Origin of the sequence: Prosthecobacter sp. (assembly GCF_046154365.1) — a bacterium.
In the GTDB taxonomy this organism is placed as follows: Bacteria; Verrucomicrobiota; Verrucomicrobiia; order Verrucomicrobiales; family Verrucomicrobiaceae; genus Prosthecobacter.
Genome location: NZ_JBJXFV010000122.1, coordinates 37,442 through 55,473, shown reverse-complemented (window position 1 = coordinate 55,473; position 18,032 = coordinate 37,442). Strand labels below are relative to the sequence as shown.

The window sequence follows — 18,032 nt, the reverse complement described above, 5'->3', positions numbered from 1 at the left end:
GCGGCACGTTCGTCACATCGCGGTCGCCCGTGACGAGATTGGGGTTCGCCACATCGAACTGCTCCAGCACGTCGGGCAGGTGATCCCGCAGTACCGGCAAATAAATGGAGCGACGCTTCGATCCATCAAGATCGGACGGCAGCTTGGTGTTGAAGCCGATGAGCGAGACCGACTGGCCATCCAGCTCCGACACCAGTGATCCCGGCCTGCGCGAAGTGTCCAGCACGCCGGAGACGGCCAGCATCGAATCACGAATCACCTCGGCATCGAGCCGGCGTTTGTTCGCACGCGAGAGGAGGCGATTGTCTGGATCGGCATTCGCTGCGGAGTGCTGGAGTGATGGAGTATTGGAGTGCTGACCATCACTCCCTTTCTCCATCACTCCACCACTCCCCTGCCGATACGTCTTCGACATCACGATCTCCTTGATGAGCGTCTTCACGGACCAGCCATTGTCCATGAAACGAACTGCGAGGTAATCCAGCAGCTCAGGATGGCTTGGCCGTTCGCCGCTGAAGCCAAAATTATCGACGGTGCGCACGATTCCCGCGCCAAACAGATGACGCCACACACGATTCGTCATCACACGCGCCGTCAGCGGATTTTCGCGACTGGTGAGCCACTGCGCGAGTTCGAGACGGCCGCTTTGCTGCTTTGGAACCGTGCCTTGGACCTCGATCACACGCGGAAAGCCACGCGGCACCGCCTTCACCGGATGCGCGATCTCGCCGCGATCATAAAGCTGCGAGTCGGTGATGCGTTTGGCATCTTGAACGCCCATGCACAGCGGCAGGGCGCGTCCGGCGTCATCCACCGTCTCAAGCTGGCCTTCAATCCCGCCGCGCGTCCACAGGATGCGGATTGCGTTGGTGAGCAGCTTGTGGAACTCGCCGCTGATGTCGCGGCCTTCGAGCTTCGCCTTGATGGCGTATTCCTTTTGATCCTGTTCCTCCTGGTTCAGCTTCGCCAGATCGTTTTTGAGCTGCTTCACGCGTTCTGCCGTCAACGGTTTGTTCGGAATCACCTGACCAGGAAGATCAGGCAGACGGATGAGGTGGCCGTGGTTGTTGTTCTCGGAGTCGATCCAGTTGCCGTAAAAGGTCTGCGTGCTCTTGAAGATGCCTGCCAGCCCATAGTAGTCTTCCATGCTGAACGGCTCCGTCTTGTGATCATGGCAGCGCGAGCAGGCCACCGAGCTGGCCATCACCGCGCGTGTCACCGTGTCGAGCTGCTCATCGGCCACGTCTGCGGCGAACTGCGCCGGACTCATCTCATTCAGCCCCTTGGGGCCAAAGGCGAGAAAACCGGTCGCGATGAGCAGCCGCGCACGTTCCGCATCGTCCTTCGCCGGCAGCAGATCACCTGCGATCTGCTCGGTGACAAAGCGGTCAAACGGCACGTCCGCGTTCACCGCGTCGATCACATAGTCGCGGTAACGCCACGCATGCGGGAAAGCCAGATTCGACTCGCGGCCATTCGATTCCGCAAAGCGCGCCACATCCAGCCAGTGGCGGCCCCAGCGCTCGCCGAAGCGTGGGCTGCGCAGAAGCTCGTCCACGACTTGCTCATAGGTCTTATAGGACGCATGTGACCTATTCAGGAATGCCGCCACTTCTTCCGGCGTCGGCGGCAGGCCGATGAGATCAAAGTAAAGCCGCCGCAGAAGCACCACCGGCTCCGCTTCAGGCGCAGGAACCAACCCGTTCTCCTTCAATTTGGCTTCAATGAATCCATCAATGCTGCCAGCAATCAGTTTCGGCTTTTGATAGCTCCAAAACTTCCTCCCCGACTCCACATCCACCGGCGGACGCTCAGCCGCCTTCACCGCCGATTCACGCGAATCAGCCGCGCCGGCTTTGATCCACGTTTCAAAGTCCGCGATGATCGCTTTTGGCAACTGCGGCTTCTTCGGCGGCATTTCGAGATCAGGATCACTGTGCTTGATCGCCGAGAGCAGCAGACTCCTCGCGGCATCACCCGGCACCACCGCCGGACCCGTTTCGCCTCCCGCACGAATGCTCTGTTTCGTGTCCAGCATCAGATCGCCCTTCGATTTGCCGGATTCAGCCGAATGGCATTCATAGCAATGCTTCACCAGCACCGGACGAATCTTCGCCTCAAAGAAGGCGATGCCGTCCTCGCCATTCGCATGGACGGCGAACAGCAAAACGGCAAGCAAAGGCGTCGGCTTCATGAGCAGAAGATAAACGCGACGCCTGCCGCCGTCATTGCAGACTCACGCTGGCAGTTGGCCCTTCACCACACCCATGCTGGCAGCGAACTTGCCCATGACGAAGTCGCGCGCCTTCGCGGCTTTCGCCTTCGATCCGACGGGATCTTTTGCCATGGCGAGCACGGTTTCGGCAACGCGGGCGAGTTCGTCGTCCTTGTCGAGATCGAACAGCCAGTCATTCAGGCCGATGTCGCGCCACATGAAGCCTTTGCTCGTTTGTTCGGCCCAGCGGCACACGATGGCGGGGATGCCGTTGCCGATGCACATGATCGGGCTGTGCATCTCGTGACCGAACAGGCCGGCGCTGCGGCGGTAGGTGCTGATCGCCTCGTCGGTGAGCCAGTAGTTCTCGCGCCAGACCACGCGTGACTTCACATCCTCCGGCAGCTTGTCGTAGAGCATCTCTTTGCTGATCTTCATCTGCGTCTTGTCCTCCGGGCAGAGCAGGATCTTCAAATCGGTGTTCTTGATCACGCTCACGATGGCATCGAGCAACGGCTTGCCGTCGTGATCCTTCATCGCCTCGTTACGAGCGTGCCTCTTTTCATCCAGCGCCGCCTTTTTCTCCGGCAGCGTCCAGTAGGGCGTGTTGCGCATGCGCGGAATGCAGCAGAGGAATTTGCCCTCCTCCAGCCCATGCGCCTTCAAGAACGCCTCCGCCTTCGCATCGTCCTTCAAATCGACCGCGAAAGCACCATCGGGACCGAACTCCATCAGCGGGCAGGTGCAGCCCATCTTCTTCGCCAGTTCCAGCGACACCGAGTCGCGGAAATAGGCAAACTTCGCGCCGCTGAGCACATCGATGGTCTTCGGCACCGGCTTAGACTTGTCCTTGGACGCCTGCTGGCCCGAGAACGTGATGCCATACACGCCGTAGGGTTTGCCCGTGGCCTGCGACCACTTCACCACATCTTTTTCGGCCACCAGCGACGGCCCGGAGCCATGCAGCAGGAAGTCACACTCCTCGAAGGCCGTCTTCACCGCTTCACCGCGAATCACCGTGACCTTCGGGAAACGTGCCGCGAGCATCTCCGCGACACCGTTGTCCAGATTGCTCGGCCACAGTCGCACTTCCACATCCGGCAGATGTTTTTCCAACAGCGCCAGCACGCCCGGTGTGTGCGCGATGTCGCCGATGTTCACCGTCTGCCACGATGATCGCAAAACGAGCCGCTTCGGCTTTTCCGCCGCGATGGCAGAGATAAAGGGCAGTGCGGCGGCCGAATGGATGAAGTGGCGGCGATTCATGGGAAGTTGGTGTGATTGTAAACGGAGCGTAAATTGAATGCTTCTACTTCATGCGCCTTGCCATGCGCAACACAAGATGCGCATAATGCCTCATTCATTGGAGGCATCATGCACAACCACACCATCCTCATCCTCGCGTTCGCGCTCACTCAAACACTCCACGCTGGTCCTGTCGAAGACGCCAGCCTGCTGCTGCAACAGCAGCGCTATGCCGAGGCCGCCGTGAAGCTCACCGACACAGCCATCGGCGCTGAAAAGGACGCCGGCTACGCGCACTACCTCCGCGCTGTCGCCTGGGCCGAGTCCAAAATGCACGACCGAGCTATCGCTGACTGCGACGCGGTGCCCGCCGGTCATGCGTGGCAGCGGAAAGCACTTTTTCTCAAAGCGCAGTGCCTCGCCGAGCTGAAACGGCATCAAGAGGCCGAGGCGATTTACAGCGCGGAAGCCACGCGGCTGTTTGCGACGACGCGCAAAGAAACCCTGGCCGCAGCGCTCGTCACCCTCGCACAGGAGATCACCAAACCGGCCGTGCCAGGCCAAAGCGTGAGCGGTGATGCCCACGCGAAAGCGCTCGCGCTGTACCGCAAGGCGCTCGAACTCGAAACGGGGCCCACGTTGCGTGAGAACCTGCTGTTTCAATCAGCGGCGATCATCCGGCGCATCTTGAAGCACCAGGAGTTCCCCACCGCGTGCGATGCGTATCTGCGCGAGTTCGATCCCGACTGGCGTGGCCTCACCGGCAGCACACCGCCGAAGACTCCCGCCAAGGAAACCGGCGCGCGTCGCTGGGAAGTGCGGGCGATGCTCATCGAGAGCCTGCTCGTCAACGGTGCCAGTGATGCTTCACGCGTTTACGCCGAGGACATGCTCAAGCTCTGGCAGGCAAAACCGCTCGCCGCAGGCACGAAGCCGGACATCGGCGAACTGGAATGGCTGCTGTGCCGCAGTCACGGCGCATCTGCTTACCGTGAATTTGATCCTCCACAGATCGCGCAAACTCGCGAGGACGTTCAAGACGTTCAGCAGGGCACTTTTCAGCGACTGCAGTTGCAACAGGGCACGATGCTCACCCCCGGCGACCCCGTGAAGCATGTCGCGGCATTACGGGCCTTTTTGAAAGCGTATCCGGCGCATACGCGATCCGCCGAGGCGGCGGTGACGCTGGTGCAGGCCCTGATCGGTCAAAACAAGCCGGATGAGGCCATCGAAGCCTGCAAGGCGCTCTACGATCGTGCCGACTGGCCCGCACCCGCCGCGAACGAGATGGACAAACGCACACCAGCGGAGCGTCTGGAGTCATGGCGGCAGATGGCGTTCTTCCAGATCGGCGCACTGCATTTCGCCGCACGCCGTTATCCGCAGGCCATCGAGCAATGGCGCGGCTACATCGCCAAACATCCTGATGGCGGCCTCTGGCAGCAGGCGCAGGCGCGGATTATTGAGGCGGAGTTTCAGCTCTGCCTCGAAGCCGTGGCGACAGACAACCGCGACGAGGCCACGAAGCGCTTCGATGCCTTCATCGCCGCGCATCCGCTCGATGCGCGTTGCGCACAGTTGCTGTTCTTGAACGGCCAGTGGCACTATGCGGCGGCATTGAAGGCCAAAGAGGGTGCGAAGCCGCTGTTTGAAAGCGCCATCGCCGAGTGGGCGCGGCTCATCATCAAGCATCCGCAGAGCGAGGAGGCCTCGCTCGTGCTCTACCGCACCGGCGTGATTCAAGCTGAGCATCTGGACCGGCATGAGGATGCGTTGAACACGTTTCAGCGTCTGAACTGGGGCGGCTGGAAGCAACTGGCCGCCGAACGTGCCGCGATGATGCCGGAACGCTCGCTGGCGCTGCGCACGCCGCGCACCTTCCGCACGAACGAAGCCGCGCAGGTGCGCGTGAACGTGCGCAACCTCGAAAAGCTCAAGGTCTCGCGCTACACGCTCAATCTCGAAGATTTTTTCCGCAGCCGGCATCGCCTGGATGGTGAGTCGGGCATCGGCTCGCTCGACATCGATTTGATCCAGCCGGACAAAACCTGGGAAGTGCCGGTGACCGGTTACACGCGGCTCAAACCCATCGAGCAGGCCATCGACGTGCCGTTTGACGATGCGAAGCCCGGCGTGTGCCTCATCCGCGTCGAAGGCGAAGACTGGCAGGCCAGCACGATCGTCATCCGCAGCGACATCGACCTCATCGTGCAGTCGGCGTGGACGGAGGCGCTCGTGTTCGTGCAGGATCGCGTCAAAGGCAGCGCTGTGGCCGATGCGGAAGTGCTGATCAGCAACGGCAAGGAAATCATCGGCCAGGGCCGCACGGCGAAGGATGGCGTGTTTCGTCTGCGTGGCGAAATGATCCGCGAGGCAGCCGATCTCTGCGTGCATGTGCTCACCGATGCCGGTGTGGCGATCCAGCGGCTCAATCTTCGCGGCATGACGCAGGAAATCACCGGCGGCGGCACGGATCGCGACAGCGTGGCGCTGTCACGACGCGGTTTCCTTTACACCGACAAGTCCGCCTACCGCGCCGGCGATGCGGTCCACTTCCGCGGCATCATTCGCGACGTGCAGGACGGCGCCTACAGCGTTCCCGTGGGCCGCGAGTATGACATCAGCATCACGGATGATGGCGGGCGGGTGCTGCGCCGCATGAAGTCGAAGCTCGGCGACTTCGGCAGCTTCACGCATAGCGTCCCCCTGCCTGCCAGCACGCCGGTCGGCAACTATCGCATCACCGCGAAGGCTGTGGAGGGCGATGAATCACACACGGCTTGGTTTGAGGTGAAGGAATTCGAGATCGAGGAGATCAGCGCTGTCATCGAGACCAAACCGGAGGCCGTTTTCCGTGGTGACCACATCGAGGGCACGTTGCGCGTGAGCTATTCGTGGGGTGCGCCACTCGCGGACGAGCCCGTCCGTCTCCGCATGCCGGACGGGCGGCTCCTCGAAGGCAAAACCGATGCAGAGGGCATCTTCGCCTTCACCCAGGAGACCACCGCGTTTCAACCCGGCGGCTTTGTGTCCTTCCACGCCGAACTGCCCGCACGCCGCCGCCACGTGCCGCACACAGTCGCCATTTTGAGCGCTGGACTGCGGCTCGTGTGGGACCGCGTGCCAGCACCTGCGCTCACGGACGAGCCTGCGCTCATTCGTGTGAAGGCGCTCGATCATCGCGGCAAACCGGCTGCGACATCGGTGAAGGTCACGCTCTCACGTCTCGACACGCAACTGGCGAATCCCGTGCTCTCCGGCCTGCCAGGACTCGTTTACATCCCCAATGCCAGCGCACCGGCGCGCATCGCTGAGTTCGTCATCGAAACCGATGCCACCACCGGCGTCGGCAGTTCCACCGTGGTGCTGCAATCCGCCGTGCAGCACCAGCTTCACGCACAAGCCGCCGACGCACGCGGAAACGCGGTGGAAATCACCACCCATGTGCAAGCCTCCGGCCCCGAGGACACGACGAAGCTGCGCTTGTTCAGCGACGATGACGAGGTCAACGAAGGAGCCGCGCTCAAGGTCGATGCTCACAGCCGCATCGCCGCGCCACTCGCGCTCGTGACGCTCGCGGGCGAGGAGATGATCGAGCATCGCATCATCAAGCTCGCTCCGGGGCACAATGACCTGCCTGTCGCCGTCGCCACCGCGCATTGGCCGCACTTCGAGGTCAGCATCGCCTGCCTCGACGGCGACAAGCTGCACAGCGCCCGCCGTGGCTTCGCGGTGAAACGTCCGCTCAAGATCGAAATTCAAACACTCGCCCAGCCCGTGAAACCCGGCGCTGCCACCGAGATCACGCTCACCACCACCGATGCGAACGGCAAACCCGTCGCCGCCGAGCTGAGCCTCGCACTCGCCAGCGCCGCGCTCTTTGCGCAATACCCGGATGACACCGAAAGCATCGACGACTTCTTCCACGGCAGCCTGCGCCATGCCACCAGCCTGCGCATCAGCAGCAACGCCGGTTTCGAGCATCGCGCCGCTTCGCAAGTCCTCACCAAAGACGAATCCGGCAACGTCATCGCTAGCACGAACACCACGCCGTCACATGTCGAACGTCTGCGCGAGATGGAGGGACGCGAACGCGGTGCTTGGAACAATCAGGCAGCCTATAATCAGCAACGTGCGCGAGTGCTTGTGCAGCGAGATTTCACCTACCCCGCCGAGTTTGATCCGCCGCAACTGCCGCAACTCGGGCAAACCGTGGCCTTGGGCAGTAGTGGCGTGCTGGTGACGAATGGCAGTGGAACGATGAACACTCTGAATTTTTCCGGCGCCATCAGCGGCGGCTGGGCCGTGAACACACCCACGACACCGGCTGCGTTTGAAACCCGTGATCGCTATGTCGATTTGAATGAACCCGTGACCCGACTGAGGCGGCTTAACGACATTCCCATGATCGGCAGATTGTTCCAAACCGCCGACGGTCATCCCAACCACGGCAAACCTTTCGCGCCGGATGCGCAATGGTATTGCCCGCTCGTCACCGATGCCTCTGGCAAGGTGAAGGTAAGCGTGACCTCACCCGGCGTCGGTGGTGCATGGCGTTTGTCCAGCCGTGGCTGCACGGTCACGACGCATGTTGGGCAGGCGGAGAAGGAGATGATCACGAAACGCGACTTTGATGTCGAGGTTCGGGCACCCCATGCGCTCAGTCCCGGCGACACCTTCACGCCGCGCATGCTGCTCCACGGTGCGCCCGCAGGTGAAACGACTGCGGAGGCTGCGTTCGAAGCCGCCAGCATGCAGAAGCGCAGCGTGACCCTGAAGCCGGACGGCACCGTTGAAGTTTTCTTTGATGCGGTCACTGCGCCCGCATCGCCGGGTCTGAGCATCGCCACCGCATCTGCCAAGACTGCCAAAGGAGTGATTTCGCTGCCGGCGAATTTCATCGTGACGCCTGCCGGCGAAACACACTTCACTCATGCCGCGAATTTCCTCGCCGCTTCGGGCGAAGCATTGATCGCAGCGGTTCCAGCTCAACGCCTGCAAGTCTCCGTGCTCGCTTCGCCACTCGCCTTGCTGCAAAGCATGCCGTCCGTGTCGCAAACGGCCGCCAGTCGCTTGTTGCAGCGCGTTTCCGCCGCTCGTGCTGGCAAAGCATCGAACGAAGAACAAATGCGTCTTCTGATCTCCGAGCTTCAGATCACCCAGCGCGACGGCGGCTGGACCTGGCAGGACGTGGCCTGGCAGCATGACAGCGTCGTGACCAGCCTTGGCCTGTGGGCCTTGATTGAAGCGCGTGCGCTTGGCTTTGAAGTCGAGAACGACGCCATCAAGACGGCTTCGGCCTATTTGAAGAAGGCGCTGGCGATCATTCCACCCGATGAACCGGACAAAGCGGCGGTCATTCTACATGCGCTGGCCTGCGTGAATGAGGCGGACTTCTCGGTGGCGAACCGCATGTATCGCGACCGGACCAAACTGAACGATCCGGCGCTCGCGTGGCTGGCAGCGGCCTTCCAGCGCATGAATCGGGTCGATGAGGCGAAGGAACTACTCAAGGCGCTCGAAGCAAATCCGGCGTGGACAGGCAGCAAGACGACCTCGCGCCTCAGCAGTGATAACGACACGACCGCCATCGTGCTTTATGCGGCGGCGAAGACGGAACCTAGCTCCGCCTTGGCCAAGAAAGCGGCGGAGGCGCTGCTGCAGCGGCTGGGCGTCGATCTGGGGGCGCAGTCGGCCGTGCAGGGGCTTTGGACAGCGGCGCTGGCCGAACATTTCATCAGCAGCGGCATGCATCAGACGCCGGAGGCGCAGGAGATGAAGCTCACGCTGAATGGCGAGACGCGGAACGTCGGTTCGGGTGAGACGATTCAAATCCCAACACCCAAACCGGGCGCGGACGGCAAGATTCATCTCGGCCTGAGCTGGAAGGACAACAAGGGCACGCCCATCGTGCTGACGACCTTCATCAACGAGCAGCCGGTCGATGTGAAAGCCGTGCGCGTCGCTGATTTGCCCTCGGTGGTGCGACGTTCTTGGTTCCATGAGAATTTGCGGCATCATGATGTGCCGATTGATGCGCCGGGAAGCTCTCCGGTGCGCATCGCAGCACATGGGCAGCGTATTCGGGTGAATCTGGAGTTGGGGCCGCCGAAGCAGGTGCAGAACGGCTACGTCATCATTGATGAGCCGTTGCCCGGCGGCTGCATGTATGTGCCGGACTCGCTGGTGGGTGGTGCGGCCCGCGTGGAGCAACTGCCTGGCATGCTGCGGCTGTGGTTCATTCCACGTCACTTCTCCACGGATGTCATGACGGACATCAGCTACGATCTCATCGCCCTGCATCCAGGCACTTATCACATCCCGCACACCCGCGTGCGTGATGCCTGCCGCCCAACCCGCTTCAATGCCGGCCCCGAGGGCAAACTGACTATTCTGGAGCCGGGCCAGCCCTCCCCTGACCCATATGTGATGAATGGTTATGAGCGCCTGGTGCTGGCGAAACTGCTCTTCGATGAAAACGCCCTGGATGCCGCCCTGCCGCATCTCGAAGCCGTGCGCAACGACGCAGGATTGAAATCCAATGAGCGTGACATCGCCCGCATGCTGCTCTGGATTCACACCACACGCGACAAGATGGACGCGCGGCAGGTGGTGGAGCTGTTCGAGGCGCTGAGCGAACGCCATCCCGACATCGTCATCTCATTCGACAAAATTTTGAAAGTGGCGGTGGCTTACCGCCAGATCGGCGAGTTTGAACGCGCGTGGCTGGTGTATCGCGCCACGATGGACAGCAGCTTCGTCAGCGATGCGAACGTGAGTGCCGCACTCGAAGCCGCCGGTGACTTCCCCGGCAGCGCCGAGCATCAAACCAGCCTGTGGATGGAATATCCCAACGGCGCGGACGGTTTGCTGGCCTCATTCAGCCTCGCTCAGCGCTTCCAGGAAATGGCGGCGAATCCGGCAAGCGTGCCGCTGCGGCCCGGCGCGGCGAAATGGACGAAAAACCAACTGTTGGAGCGCAGCCGTGATTTGCTGCGCCGCTTTGTGACGCTGCATGCGAAGGACGATCTCGCCGACGATGCGGCGTTCAGCCTCGCCAATGTGTTCTTTGATCTCAAGGACTACGCCAGCGTCGTGACCACCGCCGGAAACGCCGCGACAACATTCACGAAGAGCAGCTTCCTGAACAACTTCCATTACATGACCGCCCTCGGCCGCTTCTGGCAGTATCAATTCCCCGAAGCGCTCGCCGCAGCCGCTCCGGTGGCCGCAGGCAGCAGCGAAGACGCGCCGAACGCGCGCTACATCACTGCCCAGATTCATCACGCACAGGGCAAGGCCGCCGAGGCGATCCGCTGGTATGAAAAGGTAAAGGACGAGTTCGATGATGCGCGTGAGTCCATCACCGTGCTTCAGGAGAAGGGCGTGAAGCTGCCGCATGCCACGCGAGTGAAGCCGGGACAACCGGTGAAGCTCGAACTCGACCACCGCAACGTGAAGGAGGCCGCGCTGCTCATCTACCGCGTCGATTTGATGAAGCTCCAGGAGCGGCAGAAGGATCTGAGCAGCGTCAGCAGCGTGAACCTCTCCGGTATCACGCCGCAGGCCGAGATGAAGGTGCCGCTGGGCGATGGGCTCGATTACGCGTGGAAGAAACGCAGCATCGAGCTGCCGCTCAAAGACGAAGGCGCGTATCTGGTGATCTGCCGGGGCGATTCGCAGATGACCAGCGGCATCGTGCTGCTCACCACGCTCGACCTGGAGGTCCACGAAGACGCCATCAACGGCGGCGTGCGCGTGCAGGTGCGCGACACGACGCGCAACGCCTACGTCGCCGATGCCGACATCGCCGCCTACGACAGCAGCGGCACCACGCAGCCGCAGAAAGGCCGCACCGATCCGCGCGGTGCCTTCAGCGCGAGCGACATCCACGGTCATGCGACCGTCGTCGTGAAGCTCGGTGAGAATCGTTACGCCATTCATCGCAGCGCCGACAGCCTGATGCCACCGCAGGTCGCGGAGCGCACCCCCGTGCTGTCGCCGACGAACGGCGCGCCCACGCAGCAGCCCGCCGCTCCCGCCTCAGGCAAGCCGATGAGCAAGGACGATTATCTCTTCAACGTGAAGGGCAAATTCGACGCCAGCAACTCGGGCAACAAGGCCGTCTGGCTCGACAAGCTGCAAAACGAAGGCAAAGGCGTGAAGGCCGAGAAGGCGTTCAAGAAATGAGGACACTGGCGCATTGCATGCAGCATCATTCGTTGTTGAGTCGCCTTATGAAATCATCTTCTGCCGCTCTTCTGCTTTGCGCCCTCCTTGCCTCGTGCTCCACGCCGCCTGATCCGGAAACGAAGCCGATGGGCGAGAATGTGCTGAGCAAGGAGGCGATCCACGCCGCGAAGACCGGCCCGGTGGATTTCGTGGCGCATGTGAAGCCAGTGCTGGAACGGAAATGCGTGATGTGCCACAACCGCAAGGCGCTTCCCGGCCACATGAGCCTCGAAAACCGCACGCAGGCGATGCGTTCCGGGGCGCTGGGTGCTTACATCGTGCCCGGCCACCCGGAAAACAGCCTGCTCATTGCGAATGTCCATTCCGCGCATCAAAACGTCAGCGTCATGCCCGCCGTCGGTGAACGACTGACGAAGGACGAGTATGCCATCCTCACGAAGTGGGTGAAGGAAGGCGCGAACTGGCCTGCGGGGGCGGCGGGGACGCTGGAGATCGTTCGCTGATCAGAATTTCCGATCTCAGGCATTCGGAATTCGTCTTGGCCCCTCGGCCCTGTCATGCTCTACATGCCGGATGCCTGACATCCGCGCCCTCATTTCCAATCCTGCCGACCTCAAACCGTCCACCGCCTGGAACGAGACGGTCTGGGCCTATACGAGCGAGGAGGAACTCATCGATCACACCACCAAGGCGCGTCTCTGCGTCGCCACGCTGCTGCCGTTCAAGGATCAGAAGCCCGACTGGGATGGTTTTAACAAGAGCGTGCGCTGGATGCAGCAATGCGCCGCGCATTACGGCGTCGAGATGGTCTTCGTGCTCAATGCGGACACCGGTTACATCTTCGATCTCAGCAACGACCTCTACGCCGAGGTGCTGAAGCGCTTTCGCGCTGAGTTTCCCGAGCAACGCTTCATCGCTGGCGTCACGGCACGTGGCGCGGAGAACGACACCGCGTTCAAGGCCGAGCGTTACTGGCCGCTGCTCGACATCGCGCAGGAGCATGACAACTGCGAGATGATGATCATGACCAGCAAGCTGCTGAACACGCTGGAGAACGAGCCGCGACGCGACGCCTACTTCAAAATCGCCGAGCATCTTATTCGTCCCGGCATCGCGCATGCGCTGGAGCCGTCCTTTGTGCCATGGGCCACGCCGTTTGATCCGTGGCTGTTCCATGAGATCGCTCTGCATCCGACCTATGTCGGTGGAAAAGTCAGCACACTCGACGAACCGCACTTCCATTACTGGGCCGCCATGTGCAAAGGCCTGAACCTGCCCTTCTCCCCGCACAGCGGCGACGACTACGGCATCGCCACCGCCATCAAGCTCGGCCTGCCGCTGCTCATCGGCGCGGGCGTCAGCGCCTGCCCACTCATCTGCGCCGCCCGCGACATGTGGCTGCTCGACAGCGTGGCCGACAAGCAAATCAAAACCGGCACCGGCCGCTTCGACACGCGCGTGTACAAGCTCTTCGAAGCCTTCCAATCCTTCGAAGACCTCGTCTTCCGTCTCGACGACCGCATGAGCGCCTCGCCTTACAAGCACAGCACCGCGCATGTGCTGAATCAACTCGGCCTCATCGACGCACCGGAAGCGCATCCGGATTGCAAAGACCTGCGTGGAGCCGACGAAGCACAACGCATGGAAGAAGCGATGCGCCGGCCAAAACGTCTCGCAAAGAAGCTGGGGATTCCGTTTTTTGGAGAGTGAGTTGTGATACGGGCGTCCAGCCTGTATCACCTTCTCGGAGCCAGAGATCACGTCCAAACTTCACCTTTGCAGGCATGCCTGGTAGCTGCATGATGCCAGCGTTTGCCATTGTTATTCAGGAGCCAATATGCCTAAACCCAAACCACTCACAGCAATTCAACTGGAGGGCTTTCGTTCGATACGAAAGCTGCCGGAACTGACATTGAACTGGGGTCTCAATGTGTTGATCGGCAGCAATGGAGCGGGCAAATCTAATTTCATCAGCTTCTTCCAGATGCTGGGAGCCATGATGGATCCCAAGGTGGGATTGCAGCACTATGTTGCCGAAAAGGGTGGGGCTGACACCCTTCTGTTTAGAGGTGTTGAGACGACGTCTGAGATCCGCGTCTTCCTAAAGTTTAGCAGCAACACTTATGAAGTGGTTTTGCATGCCTCGGATGATGGTCGGATGTTTTTTGCCAAAGAGGAAGCGACATTTAAAGGGCCCTATCTTGGCAAGTCATCTTACTGGCATGGAAAGACGGGCCATTTCGAAAGTCTGGTGCCAGGAGACGCAAGCGTCGCAGGCAAGCTATGGACTTTGGAAGCGCTGAGTGATTGGCGTGTGTATCACTTTCACAACACCAGCCGCAAAGCGGCCCTCATGCGTCCACAGAACGCGATTGATCATGAGCGCCTATGGTCCGATGCCGGCAATATCGCACCTTTCCTGCTACACCTGCGCAACAAGCACGAAGCGTATTACAAGCGGATCATCTCGCATATTCAGCAAGCGGCGCCGTTCTTTGGTGACTTTCACCTCAAACCGGACAACAACGGTCAGGTGCAACTGCTCTGGACGGAGCGCTATTCCCCGAAGCTCTATTATCCCCACCAGCTCTCAGATGGCTCGATTCGCTTCATCTGCATTGCCGCACTGCTGCTCCAGCCGGAGCCACCCTCGACCATCATCATTGATGAGCCGGAGCTGGGATTGCACCCTTTTGCCATCACCGTGCTGGCTGGCATGTTCAGACTGGCTGAGGAGAAGTGCCAGATCATCGTTTCAACCCAGTCTAGTCCGCTGGTGGATCATCTCCAACTGGAGGATCTGATCGTCGTGGACCGGGTGAATGGTGAGACCACGCTGTCGAAGCCTGACCCGGATAATCTAAAGGTCTGGATGGAGGAATATTCTGTCGGTGAGCTGTGGGACAAAAACCTGATCGGAGGCATGCCACAACCATGAGCCGGGTCAGTGTGTATTGCCTCGTCGAGGGCTTCTCGGAGGCCAATCTCGTCAAGCGTCTGCTGGCTCCGCATTTGAGCCGTCATGGTGTTGATATTTTTGCTCCCATGGTGACCACGCGGCGAGATCGAAAAGCTGGGAAAGTCCACAAAGGAGGAGGAGCAAGCTTTCAGCCCTACCGCAATGATCTCGAACGCCTGATCAAGCAATGGCGTGGCAAGCCCGAGGTATGGATCACAACCCTCATGGATGTTTATGCCTTGCCGAGTGATTTTCCAGGCCGGGCCGACGGTTATACGCTCAGAGATCACCATGCCAAGGCGGCCTTCTTTGAAGGCAAAATACATGAAGTCGCAAATGAACTTGGCGCACCGCGCTTCATTCCACATCTTGCCTTACATGAGTTTGAAACCCTCCTGCTCGCAGATGTGGCTGCTCTTGGCACGCTCTTCCTGGACAAGGGGCATGAGATTCAACAACTCGCGCAGGACATTGCCGCGTTTCCCGACGTCGAGGCGATCAACCACACGCCGCAAGGTTCTCCATCGAATCGAATTGCACGAAGGATACCTGGCTATGATCGCTACAAAGCCAATGATCAAAGTGGTGCCATCAACGTGCTTGAGGTCGTTGGCTTGGACGCGCTGAGACAGCGTTGTCAGCATTTCGACGCCTGGATCACCAGATTGGAGCTGCTCGCTCCAGCAGAGACGATCATGACTTGAGGCTTTGAATGACCTTGAGTGAGTCAAACTTGGGGCCAGCAGCATCGCCCACATAACACTGTTCTGCCAGTTCACGCGTCATAGTCGGCCCTAGAATCGCCTCCATCATCCGCAGCGCCTCACGATTCGGCTTCACGTCATGCACACGCACAATGCGGGCACCGTGTTCACGGGCGTAGGCGCTAAGGGCGATGGTGGGCCAGAAGCGGTCTTCCATGGCATCGGAGTGAAGCACTTTGGCGATCATGGATTTGCGCGAGACGCCGACGAGGAGCGGTCGGTCTGAGACGGAGAGCTGCGGCAGTTCGCGCATGAGGGTGAGGTTGTGCTCCAGCGTCTTGCCAAAGCCGAAGCCGGGGTCGAGCACGACGCGTTCGGGGGCGACGCCTTCTTTTTCGAGCAGTTGCAGGCGGTTTTCAAACCAGGAGCGCACTTCGGTGACGACATCGTCGTAGTGCGGGTTCGCCTGCATGGTCTGCGGCGTGCCGGTCATGTGCATGACGACGATGCCAGCGTTGGATGCGGCGGCGAGGCGCAGCATGGCGGCGTCACCACGCAGGCCGGTGACGTCGTTGATGATGTCGGCTCCGGCGTCGAGTGCAGAACGGGCAACGGCGGCCTTCATGGTATCGATGGAGATGAGCGTCTGCGTTTGTGAACGTACGGCACGAATGACGGGCAGCACGCGGCGGAGTTCTTCGGCTTCTTCAACAGGTTCAGCGCCTGGGCGAGTGGATTCGCCGCCGATGTCGAGGATGTCGGCCCCTTCGGCGATCAATGTGAGCGCATGCTCGACGGCGCGGCCGGTGTCGAGGTAGCGGCCACCATCGGAAAAGCTGTCGGGCGTGACGTTGACGATGCCCATGATGAGGCCGCGATCCGTGAGATCGAGGTCGTGGGGACCGAAGCGCCAGTGCTGCATGCGGCATGGTGGCGCGAAATTGACCACGTCCAACGAGAAAACTGGAGATGATCGGCGGGCTGTTCTATGAGTGATGCATGAAGCTCAACCCCGCCGCATTGCTGGTCATTCTCCTGGCCCTGGGAGGTGGCGTGGCGTTTTTTTTGACGGGAGTGAAGCCACCGAAGCCGGAAGCGGCGCCGATCAAGGTGATCGACGTGACGAACGGCACAGCAGAAGATTTGCAGAAGCAGATCGTGCTGCTGCAAGGGCAGATCGAGTACCTGCAAGGCCAGAATGATGCGCTGAAGGATGAGAATGCGCAGTTGCTGCAAAAGCTCGGCACGCTGGGCATGAAGAACGTGCCGAAGATCGACATGAAGGACGATGGCGTGGCCCCGGACTTCGTCGGCATGGGTTTGGAGATGATGAAGATGCGCAAGCTGCACGCGCTGCCGATGGTGACGACCACGGTGAGCCAGGAGGAGGTGGAGAAGGCGATTCTGGCATGGTTGAAGCACCAGCAGCCGAATGATGAGGCGAAGAAGCTCACACGCGGTCTCGCGGCGCTCGGCTGGATTCCTGAGGCAGTTGATCCACTGCCGCTGCGTGCGGCGTTGCTGGCACGCCAGCTCGGCGGCTGGTATGACGCGGAGTCGGAGACGATGCTCACGATTGATCCTTCGACGGCATCTGGCCCGGCGGTGACTTCGAACGAGCCGATGGGCATCGCCTTCGGCCAGTTGCTGCGTGAGTACGGCAGCACGTTGTTTCAACCACAGCACGGACCGCTGACGACGGACATGCGACTGGCACGCGAGTCGTTGATCTCAGGCGATGCAGGCCTCACGCGCTTCCTGCACTCGCTGCAAAACCCGGCTTCAGCACCAAAGGACGATCTGCCGTCCGAAGATCCCGATCATCCGCTGAATCAGGTGCCGATGCCGGCGTTTCTCCGCGAGATGGCATTATTTCCCTTCAATCGCGGTTTTGATTTCGCGCAGACACTGCACAGCGCAGGAAACTTCGCGCAGTTGAACGCCGCCTACAGCCGCCCGCCGATCAGCACAGCGGAAGTGATCGAACCCGAGGTGTATTTGAATCCTGAACGGCCTGCGCCGGTGGAGATCAAGCTGGATAACGTGAAGCTCAATGGTGCGCTGCCGTTTCTCGATGACCGCCTCGGCAAATTCGTCTGCGTGACGGCCCTGCGCACCTACAACAACGATGAAGACGCAGGGCTCGGCACACGCGGCCTCGTGGCGGATCGATTTCTCGCCTGGGCGGCGGATGGCGGCGCAAAACGCGATCATGCGGCATGGCAGACGCTGTTCATGGACAAGTCCTCCGCCGATGCGTTTTACAAGGCGATGCTGAACTCGCTCAAACAACGCTACGAGACGAGGGGCGAAGCCGAATTCACGGCGCAGGGCCGGTTTGTGAGCCTGCAGCGCAATCGCAGTGACGCGGGCGTGGTGTTGATTGATGTGGCAAACGAACAGGCACTCACCGCATTGAAGCTTTTGATGAAATGATGACCGCCAAACAAGTTTTCTATAAAGGCCACGTCCAAGGCGTGGGTTTCCGCTACAGCACGAAACGAATCGCTTCCGGCTTCGATGTGACAGGCTGGGTCAAAAATCTGCCCGATGGCCGTGTGCATCTCATGGCGCAGGCTTTTGAGGCGGATGAACTGGATGCGTTTCTCGAAGACATCCAGCAGAGCAGTCTGGCATCGCACATCAAGGAACGTGAAATGAAAGTGGTGCCTGCGGAGACAGGCTTGCGCGGATTCAGTATTGTGAGTGATTAGCC

General features: G+C 60.6%; 10 protein-coding genes. 7 read left to right on the top strand and 3 right to left on the bottom strand.

Features of this window, described 5'->3' with window-relative positions:
- Positions 1-2,194, bottom strand: a 2,194-nt coding sequence (locus ACKVY0_RS15930) for a PSD1 and planctomycete cytochrome C domain-containing protein (protein WP_409215812.1), incomplete at its 3' end; no start/stop codon positions are given.
- A 42-nt stretch (positions 2,195-2,236) separates the two neighbouring features.
- Entirely contained in the window at positions 2,237-3,481 is a 1,245-nt protein-coding gene (locus ACKVY0_RS15925; protein ID WP_409215811.1) for a polysaccharide pyruvyl transferase family protein, read from the bottom strand.
- 108 nt (positions 3,482-3,589) lie between these two features.
- Here ACKVY0_RS15925 and ACKVY0_RS15920 point away from each other — a divergent pair, with 108 nt between their 5' ends.
- The 5 genes from ACKVY0_RS15920 to ACKVY0_RS15900 all read left to right on the top strand — a co-directional run bounded on the left by ACKVY0_RS15920 (position 3,590) and on the right by ACKVY0_RS15900 (position 15,316).
- Entirely contained in the window at positions 3,590-11,650 is an 8,061-nt protein-coding gene (locus ACKVY0_RS15920; protein WP_409215810.1) for an MG2 domain-containing protein, read from the top strand.
- Positions 11,651-11,697: 47 nt separating this feature from the next.
- Positions 11,698-12,156, top strand: coding sequence for a c-type cytochrome domain-containing protein (locus ACKVY0_RS15915; RefSeq protein ID WP_409215809.1), 459 nt, complete (start codon positions 11,698-11,700; stop codon positions 12,154-12,156).
- 70 nt (positions 12,157-12,226) lie between these two features.
- Positions 12,227-13,363 carry a hypothetical protein gene (locus ACKVY0_RS15910; protein WP_409215808.1) on the top strand — a complete coding sequence of 379 codons (1,137 nt, stop codon included), beginning with the start codon at positions 12,227-12,229 and terminating at the stop codon, positions 13,361-13,363.
- A 127-nt stretch (positions 13,364-13,490) separates the two neighbouring features.
- Positions 13,491-14,591, top strand: a complete 1,101-nt coding sequence (locus ACKVY0_RS15905; protein WP_409215807.1) for an AAA family ATPase — start codon at positions 13,491-13,493, stop codon at positions 14,589-14,591.
- Positions 14,588-15,316 (top strand): DUF4276 family protein, encoded by a 729-nt coding sequence (locus ACKVY0_RS15900; RefSeq protein ID WP_409215806.1) that lies wholly within the window; start codon positions 14,588-14,590, stop codon positions 15,314-15,316. Before ACKVY0_RS15905 ends, ACKVY0_RS15900 begins: the two co-directional genes overlap by 4 nt.
- On the opposite strand, the gene folP is transcribed toward ACKVY0_RS15900, so the two are convergent.
- The gene (gene folP, locus ACKVY0_RS15895; RefSeq protein WP_409215805.1) at positions 15,306-16,238 is read right to left on the bottom strand and encodes a dihydropteroate synthase; all 933 of its coding nucleotides are present in this window, start codon (positions 16,236-16,238) and stop codon (positions 15,306-15,308) included. The genes ACKVY0_RS15900 and folP overlap by 11 nt on opposite strands.
- Positions 16,239-16,315: 77 nt before the next feature.
- Between folP and ACKVY0_RS15890 the strand changes: the two genes are divergently transcribed.
- Positions 16,316-17,752 (top strand): hypothetical protein, encoded by a 1,437-nt coding sequence (locus ACKVY0_RS15890; RefSeq protein ID WP_409215804.1) that lies wholly within the window; start codon positions 16,316-16,318, stop codon positions 17,750-17,752.
- Positions 17,749-18,030: an acylphosphatase gene (locus ACKVY0_RS15885; RefSeq protein ID WP_409215803.1), complete on the top strand. Its 282-nt coding sequence runs from the start codon at positions 17,749-17,751 to the stop codon at positions 18,028-18,030. Before ACKVY0_RS15890 ends, ACKVY0_RS15885 begins: the two co-directional genes overlap by 4 nt.
- Positions 18,031-18,032: the final 2 nt, after the last annotated feature.

Coding starts and splice junctions, on each gene's coding strand:
- ACKVY0_RS15925 (WP_409215811.1), bottom strand. CDS start 3,481: ATGAATCGCCGCCACTTCATCCATTCGGCCGCCGCACTGCCCTTTATC.
- ACKVY0_RS15900 (WP_409215806.1), top strand. CDS start 14,588: ATGAGCCGGGTCAGTGTGTATTGCCTCGTCGAGGGCTTCTCGGAGGCC.
- ACKVY0_RS15920 (WP_409215810.1), top strand. CDS start 3,590: ATGCACAACCACACCATCCTCATCCTCGCGTTCGCGCTCACTCAAACA.
- ACKVY0_RS15905 (WP_409215807.1), top strand. CDS start 13,491: ATGCCTAAACCCAAACCACTCACAGCAATTCAACTGGAGGGCTTTCGT.
- folP (WP_409215805.1), bottom strand. CDS start 16,238: ATGCAGCACTGGCGCTTCGGTCCCCACGACCTCGATCTCACGGATCGC.
- ACKVY0_RS15890 (WP_409215804.1), top strand. CDS start 16,316: ATGAAGCTCAACCCCGCCGCATTGCTGGTCATTCTCCTGGCCCTGGGA.
- ACKVY0_RS15915 (WP_409215809.1), top strand. CDS start 11,698: ATGAAATCATCTTCTGCCGCTCTTCTGCTTTGCGCCCTCCTTGCCTCG.
- ACKVY0_RS15885 (WP_409215803.1), top strand. CDS start 17,749: ATGATGACCGCCAAACAAGTTTTCTATAAAGGCCACGTCCAAGGCGTG.
- ACKVY0_RS15910 (WP_409215808.1), top strand. CDS start 12,227: ATGCCTGACATCCGCGCCCTCATTTCCAATCCTGCCGACCTCAAACCG.